The 7,519-nt window shown below is 59.9% G+C and carries 8 protein-coding genes; all 8 read right to left on the reverse strand.

Annotation, left to right across the window (positions count from 1 at the left end; genetic code table 11):
* Nucleotides 1-531: RluA family pseudouridine synthase (locus tag EN993_RS27840; protein WP_164757847.1), on the reverse strand; the 531-nt coding region annotated here is incomplete at its 3' end.
* A gap of 60 nt (nt 532-591) precedes the next feature.
* Nucleotides 592-966 carry a fluoride efflux transporter CrcB gene (gene crcB / locus EN993_RS27845; RefSeq protein ID WP_109672258.1) on the reverse strand — a complete coding sequence of 125 codons (375 nt, stop codon included), beginning with the start codon at nt 964-966 and terminating at the stop codon, nt 592-594.
* A gap of 31 nt (nt 967-997) precedes the next feature.
* Nucleotides 998-1,369, reverse strand: coding sequence for a DUF779 domain-containing protein (locus EN993_RS27850; RefSeq protein ID WP_109672355.1), 372 nt, complete (start codon nt 1,367-1,369; stop codon nt 998-1,000).
* A gap of 122 nt (nt 1,370-1,491) precedes the next feature.
* Nucleotides 1,492-3,009, reverse strand: coding sequence for an aldehyde dehydrogenase (gene adh / locus EN993_RS27855; protein ID WP_109672255.1), 1,518 nt, complete (start codon nt 3,007-3,009; stop codon nt 1,492-1,494).
* A 142-nt stretch (nt 3,010-3,151) separates the two neighbouring features.
* Nucleotides 3,152-4,123, reverse strand: coding sequence for a helix-turn-helix domain-containing protein (locus EN993_RS27860; protein ID WP_127265367.1), 972 nt, complete (start codon nt 4,121-4,123; stop codon nt 3,152-3,154).
* Between the two features lie 167 nt (nt 4,124-4,290).
* Nucleotides 4,291-5,949 (reverse strand): hypothetical protein, encoded by a 1,659-nt coding sequence (locus EN993_RS27865; protein ID WP_127265368.1) that lies wholly within the window; start codon nt 5,947-5,949, stop codon nt 4,291-4,293.
* A 169-nt stretch (nt 5,950-6,118) separates the two neighbouring features.
* Nucleotides 6,119-6,949 (reverse strand): aspartyl/asparaginyl beta-hydroxylase domain-containing protein, encoded by an 831-nt coding sequence (locus EN993_RS27870; RefSeq protein WP_109672246.1) that lies wholly within the window; start codon nt 6,947-6,949, stop codon nt 6,119-6,121.
* 160 nt (nt 6,950-7,109) lie between these two features.
* A partial coding sequence (locus tag EN993_RS27875) for a DUF930 domain-containing protein (protein ID WP_245468985.1) occupies nt 7,110-7,519 on the reverse strand: 410 nt, incomplete at its 5' end.

Raw genomic sequence — 7,519 nt, forward strand, 5'->3', positions numbered from 1 at the left:
ATAGGTCTTCTTGGTCTCGCGGGCGCGAAACGCTTCCGAGAGCTTCATGGCGGCAAGCCGGGTGCGGGCGACGACCAGCACGCCCGAGGTATCGCGATCGAGCCGGTGCACGAGCCGCGGCTTCTCGCCCTTCTGGTTGCGCCAGGCCTCCAGCATGTCGTCGACATTGCGGGTGACGCCCGAGCCGCCTTGCACGGCAAGGCCCGCCGGCTTGTTGAAGACAAAGACCTTGGGATCTTCATGGATCAGCATCTTGGCGAGAACATCGGCATCGCCCTGGTTGCGGATCGAGTGACCGGTCAGCGCGCTCTCGCCCTTCTTGTCCACCTCAAGCGGCGGCACGCGCACCATCTGGCCGGGCTCGACACGGGTGTCGGCCTTGACGCGGCCGCCGTCGACGCGGATCTGGCCGGAGCGCAGCAGCTTTTGCAGGTGGCCAAAACCAAGGCCCGGGAAGTGGGTCTTGAACCAGCGATCGAGCCGCATGCCCGCCTCGCCGGCCTCCACCGTAATCTGTTCAACGCCTGCCATATCTTTTCGCTTATCCGTTTCCCAAGCAGGGCTCGGCCTGCTCTCGGCGCGGCAATAGCATTATGAAACGGTTCTTGCGAGCCAAAGTCCCAGAAACAGGGCGATAATGGCGCCAATGACACTGGCAAGGGCATATCCGAACGCCGGCAACGTGGCTCCCCGCTCCCAAAGCGTCGCGAAATCGAGCGAGAACGCGGAAAAAGTGGTGAAGCCGCCGAGGATGCCGGTGGCAATGAACAGCCTGAGCTCGTTCGATCCGCCGCGGCGCGCCAAGATGGCGATGAACAGGCCCATGGCGAACGAGCCGGCGATGTTGATGGCCATCGTGCCCCAGGGATAGTTGGGGCCGACAAGGCGCAGCGCGCCCATGCTGGTGAGATGACGAATACCGGCGCCGATGCCGCCGCCGACCACAACGAGAAGCAGATTGAACATGACCGTTACTGCCCCTGACGGGACGGCGAGGTCAATCCCCTGTTTGCGTAGGCGCAGGCACCGCGCAAACAGTTGAACGCGTCAGGAACCGCCGCTCGCGCCCGTTGTCGAGCGAGAACATGCCACCCCTGCCCGGCACGACGTCGATGATGAGATCGGTGTGCTTCCACACCTCATATTGTGAAGCGCTGATATAGACCGGCGTCTTGTCGATCTCGCCGAGCAGCACATCATTGTCACCGACGATGAAATCCCCCTGGGGATAGCACATGGGCGAGGAGCCATCACAACAACCGCCCGACTGGTGAAACAACACCGGACCATGGTCAGCGATGATTTCAGCTAGAAAGGTTCTGGCTGCCGGCGTGACTGAGACTTTTCCCAGGGAAACCTTGTCGAGCATGCCGTCCTCCATCAGGAGCGCCTTCTTCAAGAAGACACCGAGGCGCGGCCGGTCAGCCGCGCCTCTTGCACAGATCGTGCATGATCGTTCGGAAAAGGATCATGCGCCGCTTCGGGAGGCGATCAGAAGAAGCCGAGTTTCTTCGGGCTGTAGCTGACCAGCATGTTCTTGGTCTGCTGATAGTGATCGAGCATCATCTTGTGGTTCTCGCGGCCGATGCCGGACTGCTTGTAACCGCCGAACGCGGCGTGCGCAGGATAGGCATGGTAGCAGTTGGTCCAGACGCGTCCGGCCTGGATGGCACGGCCGAAACGGTAACAGCGATTCGCGTCGCGGCTCCAGATGCCGGCGCCGAGGCCGTAGAGCGTGTCATTGGCGATCGACAGCGCTTCGTCATCATCCTTGAAAGTGGTGACAGAAACCACCGGCCCAAAGATCTCCTCCTGGAAGACGCGCATCTTGTTGTGACCCCTGAACACGGTCGGCTTGACGTAATAGCCGCCCGCCAGATCGCCCGGCAGATGGTTCTGTTCGCCACCGATCAGCACTTCGGCACCTTCCTGCCGGCCGATGTCGAAATAGCTCAGGATCTTTTCCAGCTGTTCGCTCGACGCCTGCGCGCCGATCATCGTTGCCGGATCGAGCGGATCGCCCTGGACGATTGCCTCGACCCGCTTCAGAGCCTTTTCCATGAACTTGTCGTAGATCTTCTCATGCACCAGCGCCCGGCTCGGACAGGTGCAGACCTCGCCCTGATTGAGCGCGAACATGACGAAGCCTTCGATCGCCTTGTCGAAGAAGTCGTCGTCCTCCGATGTCACGTCCTGGAAGAAGATGTTGGGCGACTTGCCGCCGAGCTCGAGCGTCACCGGGATGAGGTTCTGGCTCGCATATTGCGAGATCAGCCGGCCGGTCGTCGTCTCGCCGGTGAAGGCGATCTTGGCGATGCGGTTCGACGAAGCGAGCGGCTTGCCGGCCTCGAGGCCAAAGCCGTTGACGATGTTGAGCACGCCATCGGGCAAGAGGTCGCCGACAAGGTCAGCCCACAGCATGATGGTGGCGGGCGTCTGTTCGGCCGGCTTCAGCACGACGCAATTGCCGGCGGCAAGTGCGGGCGCCAGCTTCCACACCGCCATCAGCAGCGGGAAGTTCCAGGGAATGATCTGACCGACGACGCCAAGCGGCTCGTGGAAATGATAGGCGACGGTGTCGTGATCGATCTCGGAGATGCCGCCTTCCTGGCTGCGCACGGCGCTGGCGAAATACCGGAAATGATCGATGGCCAGCGGCAGATCGGCGGCGGTCGTCTCGCGGATCGGCTTGCCATTGTCCCAGGTCTCGGCGAGGGCCAGCAGATCGAGATTGTCCTCCATGCGGTCGGCGATGCGGTTGAGGATCAGCGCGCGGGCGGCGGCGCTTGTCCTGCCCCAGGCATCCTTGGCCCTATGCGCGGCGTCGAGCGCTGCCTCGATGTCCCTGGCGTCGGACCGAGCGACCTCGCCCAGCGGCCGGCCGTTCACCGGCGAGATGTTCTCGAAATACTTTCCGGACAGCGGTGCCACCCATTTGCCGCCGATAAAATTGTCATAGCGCTTGGCGAAGGGAACCTTGGCCGTGCGGGAAAATTCCACCTTGTTCATTGTCTTCCTCCCAATATGCAGCGCCACGGGATGTGACGTGTCACTGGGAAGAGTTGCGGATGGGCTCGGACTTGTCAGCCCATGCCCAGCATTCGACCGGTGCCGAGTGTCGCAGATCTGCGACAGCTCTGCCCCTCAAAGCTCAGTGCGGGCGGCGGATGCCGAAGCGGGCGAGCTTGCGATGCAAGGTGGCGCGTGAAATTCCAAGATTGTTGGCGGCGGCCGAAACATTGCCTTCGGCGCGCGCGATGGCGCGCTGCACCACGCCGCGCTCTGCTTCGCCCAGGTCTTCAGCGGCCCCGGCCGAGCCGCCAACAATGTCGGCGGCTGGCAACCCCTTGGCCAAGGTCTGTTGGGTGATGCCGAGAGCCAGGCGCGCCGAGCGCGTCGCGCCCACCACCAGATCGTCGGCATCAACAGCAATCAGCGCGCCGGCGCTGCGCTCGGCGACCGGCGCCAGCAAGATGCGTGCATTGGAAAACGCCAGGCGGAAATTCTCGGCCTCGATGCGGCGCGCGGCATCGCCAACCGCAATGGCGATCAGGTTGACAAAGCCTTCGGTCAGGTCCGACCGGCATGACGAGACATCGAGTGCCGCCGCCAGATTGCCTTCATGATCGAAGATCGGCGCGGTGGTGCAACTGAGCAGTGTGTTGCGCGCGAAGAAATGCTGGTCGCGATGAATGGTGAGGGCGCGCTGATCGGCAAGGCATGTGCCGATGCCGTTGGTGCCTTCGGAGTCCTCACTCCAGACGGTGCCCGTCCACAGGCCCCACTCGTCGAACGTGTCGTCGTCGGCAACAGCGCCGCGGCGGTCGACCGGGATGCCTTCACTGTCGGCAAGCAGCACGCAGCAACCAACCCCGCCGACAGCCATGTATAGCCGGTCAAGGCTGGCATCGGCGGCACGGCGCAACGGTTCCATACGCTGCCTGGCTTGCCTCAGTTCGCCTTCGGTCAAGCGTCGTGGCGCCTGTCGCTCGGCTGGATCCAGACCGTGCAATGTGAGCGAACGCCGCCAAGAGGCAACCAACGCCGAGCGCGCCGCATCGTTGCTGGCGATTGAGGCCTGGATAAAATCCGAATGATGACCAGTCGGCTGCCGTCCGTTCACCTTATCCTCCCAAGGCGACTGTCGCTTCCAACTCAACAGCAGCGTTATATCCTCCCAGATATATCCGCTGCATCAAGTTGTAGAGGAACGAGGCTCGCCGGCGCTATAAGACGATGGTGTAATAACAGCCGCGCAGAGTGACTGGGAGCCCTGCCCAAACGCTGTCGTCACCACTCAGGTGTTGTCCAGCCTGGGTACTTCTTCCTGAGGTCGGCGTAGAGGGCATCTATTTCCGTTTTGCTGACCGGGCGCACCTGTTCGTAGAGGTAGCCCATGACGTCGCCGGACAACTGATAAGCCGCGACGCGCCTATAGGCTGCGCCGATGCCTTTGCCTTCGACAATATATTGGTCCGGTATCGTGACACAGAGCTGCGCGCCCGACTGCAAATGGGTGACGGGCGGGTCGGTTACGACGATATATTTGGATTTCAGCACTCCCGGCCTGAATTGATCGCGACTATCGACCTGACAGGTCCACTCGATACGGGGGTAAAGATCTTTATCCATTTCATACAACAACGAGTCGCTCATGACCGAGCCGGAGGCAAATACCGAAAAACGGTCCTCGGGTCGCATTCTTCCAATAAGATCATCGATGAGGCGTCTGTATTCAGAGAGATTGTCGAGGTGAAGAGGGAGCGTGGCTTCTCTGGCAAAGACGTCGCTGATCGGCGATAGCATCTGGCGGCCAAGCGGAAAAAAGGTGCCAAAAAAAGCAAGTCCAGTGGCTACCGATATCGCGGCAGTCGACCATCGCGATCTCAGCGCCGGCATCGAAACGATCGCAACGATTGCCTGGGCATAGGCAGGAAAGAGCCAAAGAAACATCGGCATTGAATGATGACGGTCCGGATCCTGCATCCGGGTGAAGAGGAAAAAGGTGAGAGCCGAGGCAACGGCACAGAACAGGGAAAATCTGTTTCGGCGTATGACGGAGATGTAAAGGCCAACTACGATCAACAGCCAGTTCACATAGCTGAGCCGGGATCCTATCTGGTCAATCTGCGAAACGAAGCTCGTCTTGTATCCGCTGTAAAGGTCGCCATAGCTGGTTCCCAGGATCTTGAGGATCAAGGGTTGCTGGAAGGTCAATGCGGCTCCGACGACAACGAGAACCGCACACAAACCTCCGACGGCGGCATTCCGGAGTGCCGGAAAGTCCCGGTCTTTTGCGACCTGCAGAAGACAGAACAAGGCTGCGGAAATTCCGACCCCGACGACAGGATAGGCATACCAGCGGCGCAGCACGAACGCCAACCACAGACATATGCCGACGCGTACTCCGCTGATCACCGGTTCATGGGTCAGGAACCTCGATTTCCAAAGAAAATAGGTTGCCGCGGAGAGCGCGAGGCAGCCGGCAACATCAGGCAATCCACGAAGCGTCGCCGCCCAGAACGGCGTGTAGAGAAAGGCCGCAATCCATACCGCGAGCCAGCTTCGGGATGAAGATGTCTCGGTCGCCGCCTCCAGATAGCTCATTCTGCCGATGAAAAGGGCGGTCGGGACCAGGTAAATAGCGACTATTCCGGCGATGTATGAAAACCTCGAATCGCCAAAGACGATGTGAAACGGCATCAGCGGCACCAGGATTGCCGCACTGTAGTCATCCGTTGCGATTGAGGCTCTCAAGTGGCTGAGCCACTCGAGAGGACTCTGGACCAAGAGCGTGCCTTGCCGATTGAACGTGTCGAAATAGGCAGCGAAGTCCCAATAATAGACAGGCTCTTCAAGGCTTACGTAAATGACTGCAAGAGCAACTCCCACCAAGACGGTGCATAGATACGTTCCTGTCCAAAATCCGAGAGATTTATTCTTCGTCACTTGCGGCCGCCAGAAGGAGAAGAAGTAGGACTGTCAAAGCCAACCCAAGACACCGTTTATGCAGCCAGGAGCCGTTCCGGCGCATGAGCGGCAGACAAGGATGGCCAAGTCTCATACATTCAGAGCACCCAAATGCTGCCGGCAGAACCGACTGCTCTGAGTTTAAAGCTCAGGTCGTCCCGGCTTTCTTCGGCTTGGTCGAACCGATCATCTTCCAGTTCTTGTAGAACATGGAATTGATGCGCTCGACGCTTACCGAGACGATTGCGAGCATGCCCGCGATCAGCCCCGGAACCGGGGACGGACGGATGATGTCCATGAACACGCAGTAACGACGGCCGTCATACTCGTTGACCGAGCGATGCAGCAGCGTGTCGTCGAAGATGAACAGCGGATTGTCGTACCAGTAGTTCTTGACGTTGCCGCACTCGACGAAAATCTCCGATTTCACCGGGATCAGATTGTAGAGAATGCGCAGGCTCAGCCGCAGCGGACCGAAGTGCCAGGACGTTGATTCGCGCTTGCTGAACACGGAAACGGCGATGGTCTTGATGTATTTGAAATCCTTGTTGAACTCGGCAACGTTGTCGATCTTGTGCTTACCGTACCACTGGTAGACATACATGCCGCGCCGGCCGGTGCCGAAATTGGCGTCGATGTCGGCGATGATCTCGTCCTTGCGCGCCTTGAAGATGTCCAGGACCTCATTGACCTCGCGCTGATAGTCGGCGGGAAACTGCTCCAGCTTCCAGACGCCAGGATTTCTGTAACACAGCAAGTCGACCAGCAGGTTGAAAGGCGAAAGCAGCCAGGTGAACAGGCCGTTGCCTAGGAAATAACCGCTGAACAGTGACAAATCCTTCCTGTCGTTGCGCAGCACGTCGATCAGGCCGCAAACGATGAAGATCGTCGTCAGGATGGGGATGAAATAGAAGCCAAGGGCAAGAAGCGGGATGGCAATGGCGAATTTGCGAAGGGATTTGCGAAGGTTTTTTGTCATTTTTCCACGCGCGAAGCGCGATCCTGTTGCGAATGAGGTGCCCAAATCACGGCAACGACCACCGCCCGGCCGTGCGCCTTGATAAGGTTTTTTGGGTCACCACACAACGGCCGCGGTATCGCGGCCGGCTGGCTGCCTGATGAAGCCTGCCGGTATCAGGTCAATGCACCGCCGGCAGGCCAAGCTCGTCCCATTTTTCCCTGGGAACCAAATCGCCAACCAGGAATTCGAAGCCGACGACGCTTTCACCGTCCCCAGCCAGTTGGCATCTGAACTTCAGACCATACCAGTTTCTGCGACTGCGGAAAGCCGCACCATTCGCGGCGATCGTGGTTCCAGTGATTTTTTCCTCCGCCGTTGCGTAAGGCACCACCCGCTCCGGCTGATAATCCGTGCGCCATCGGCGGATCTGATCCATGGCTTCGAGATTGCACAACTGCACCATGCGCTCGTCGGACGCGAAGGTGGCGAGATCGGCGCGCGCCTGCCGGCTGCGCGGATCGGCCAGCGTCTTGGCCGACAGCATTTCGGTCGGCCGGATCATGGCCGGCGCGGTGGGCGGTTGGGGTA

This window comes from Mesorhizobium sp. M7D.F.Ca.US.004.01.2.1 (assembly GCF_003997785.1).
Classification (GTDB): domain Bacteria; phylum Pseudomonadota; class Alphaproteobacteria; order Rhizobiales; family Rhizobiaceae; genus Mesorhizobium; species Mesorhizobium loti.

Coding starts and splice junctions, on each gene's coding strand:
- adh (WP_109672255.1), bottom strand. CDS start 3,009: ATGAACAAGGTGGAATTTTCCCGCACGGCCAAGGTTCCCTTCGCCAAG.
- crcB (WP_109672258.1), bottom strand. CDS start 966: ATGTTCAATCTGCTTCTCGTTGTGGTCGGCGGCGGCATCGGCGCCGGT.
- EN993_RS27870 (WP_109672246.1), bottom strand. CDS start 6,949: ATGACAAAAAACCTTCGCAAATCCCTTCGCAAATTCGCCATTGCCATC.
- EN993_RS27850 (WP_109672355.1), bottom strand. CDS start 1,369: ATGCTCGACAAGGTTTCCCTGGGAAAAGTCTCAGTCACGCCGGCAGCC.